This window comes from Moorena sp. SIO4A1 (genome assembly GCF_010672065.1).
In the GTDB taxonomy this organism is placed as follows: domain Bacteria; phylum Cyanobacteriota; class Cyanobacteriia; order Cyanobacteriales; family Coleofasciculaceae; genus Moorena.
On the sequence record NZ_JAAHHX010000653.1, the window covers coordinates 1 to 1538 of the forward strand.

The following is a 1538-nucleotide window of genomic DNA, read 5'->3' on the forward strand; positions in this document are numbered from 1 at the left end:
CTGTCTATAGAGCTCGCACAGAAGATTCTTGGCTTGTTCAAGGTCGAGATTTTGAATTTGCGTCTCAAAAACTTTAAGATTGAACTCCTGTTCTAGGGAAAATTCTATTGGTTGATGTTTTTCCATGATGATTTGACTCCTATAATTTTTCAGAAATTACCGATTGGTTAGAACCTTTTATAAAGTTAATTAGGAGTGGGTAACTTTACTCCTTAATTACTTATCACCTTGAGTTGGGATTTTTATGCAAGGATTACTATAAATAGGCTTTATACTAGTTATGATAGGCAAAGTTTAGGAGACTTTACAGTACCCTTGCGGGTACTTTGTATCCCACCCACACCTATCCTTGTTTTTAGGGAGCAGCGAGCAGGGAGGAGCGAGCAGGGAGCAGGTAAGTCGGAAGTGGGAAAACAATCCTGTGTACCTGAGGTGCGACCCGCAGTATGATCGATCGGAGATATATTCAAGGTAAATTTATGCCAGTTCTAGAAGCTAAAACCTATGTAGAGTATCGAGACCATGGTTACTGGATTGCAGGCACACGAATTTCTCTCGACTCCGTTGTGTATAATTTCCGCAACGGATTATCACCAGAAAGTATTGTTCAATCTTTCCCACTGTTGACCCTTGAACAAGTTTACGGAGCGATCGCTTTCTACTTAGCTAATCGTGATCAGATTGATACTTACCTCGCTTTGGAAGAGGAAGAGTTTGATGCCATGGCTCAACCATTACAAAACACGGATCCGTCTCTGTATAACAAACTTAGGTCACGATTAGCCAAAAAACAGAGGCTAGGAGAATGAACGTCTGCTACCAAGCTGATGCTGATTTCAATCAGATAATTGTTACTGGCGTTCTACGACAAGAGCCTTCAATAGATTTCCAAACTGCTTTGGAAGCCCAGTTGCAAGGTTTAAGCGATTTAGAAGTACTTGCAAAAGCAGCACAGCAAGGACGCATTCTTGTGACCCACGACCGCAAGACAATGCCAAGGCATTTTGCCGAGTTTATTGTGAGTCGCAAAAGCGCAGGAGTTATCGTTGTGTCCAAGAAGTCGGCGATTGAAGTTGTTATTGAGGAGTTGGTTTTAATTGGGTTAGCATCAAGTGCTGAAGAATGGATCAACAGAATTGCTAAGATTCCTCTTTGAGCTCAAGGTATAGTAGACCTATGCGCAAAAGTAGTTTTCTAATAGTGTTCTTGATGCAAAGCGCGAGTGGGGGAAACCCCCGCAGGTCGGCGCTGCCTTCTCAAGACCTTAATGGTGCGTTTGACCCGTAATTAAATTCGCCACGGGTCGCACCTCTGCATCGCTTTGCGTCAATTATTGTCCACTGTTCCCTGTTCCCTGTTCCCTGTTCCCTGTTCCCTATTCCACAAAGCGTGCATTACTCCACAGTAGCCAACCATTCAGTAATCCCATCTGCGATCGCATTAGCCAATTGCCTTTGTTCTCGGGGATTGCTAATCCATTCAAATTCCACCGGATTAATCATAAATCCCAATTCCAATAGCACCGAAGGAGCTTTGTG

At 43.2% G+C, this 1538-nt stretch carries 3 protein-coding genes and 1 pseudogene; 2 read left to right on the plus strand and 2 right to left on the minus strand.

Annotated features, from left to right (window positions below; all coding sequences use genetic code 11):
- Window positions 1-126 (minus strand): annotated as a pseudogene (locus F6K53_RS41580) (NblA-related protein); the annotation flags it as partial.
- A 353-nt stretch (window positions 127-479) separates the two neighbouring features.
- Here F6K53_RS41580 and F6K53_RS41585 point away from each other — a divergent pair.
- Window positions 480-809, plus strand: a complete 330-nt coding sequence (locus tag F6K53_RS41585; protein ID WP_293086249.1) for a DUF433 domain-containing protein — start codon at window positions 480-482, stop codon at window positions 807-809.
- Complete coding sequence (locus F6K53_RS41590) at window positions 806-1156, plus strand: DUF5615 family PIN-like protein (protein ID WP_075903322.1); 351 nt, start codon at window positions 806-808, stop codon at window positions 1154-1156. The genes F6K53_RS41585 and F6K53_RS41590 overlap by 4 nt, the downstream gene beginning before the upstream one ends.
- Window positions 1157-1394: 238 nt before the next feature.
- On the opposite strand, the gene F6K53_RS41595 is transcribed toward F6K53_RS41590, so the two are convergent.
- Window positions 1395-1538, minus strand: a 144-nt coding sequence (locus F6K53_RS41595) for an N-acetylmuramoyl-L-alanine amidase (protein WP_293086252.1), incomplete at its 5' end; no start/stop codon positions are given.

Bases quoted from the DNA above. Each gene is read 5' to 3' on its own strand.
- F6K53_RS41585 (WP_293086249.1), top strand. From the start codon at position 480: ATGCCAGTTCTAGAAGCTAAAACCTATGTAGAGTATCGAGACCATGGT.
- F6K53_RS41590 (WP_075903322.1), top strand. From the start codon at position 806: ATGAACGTCTGCTACCAAGCTGATGCTGATTTCAATCAGATAATTGTT.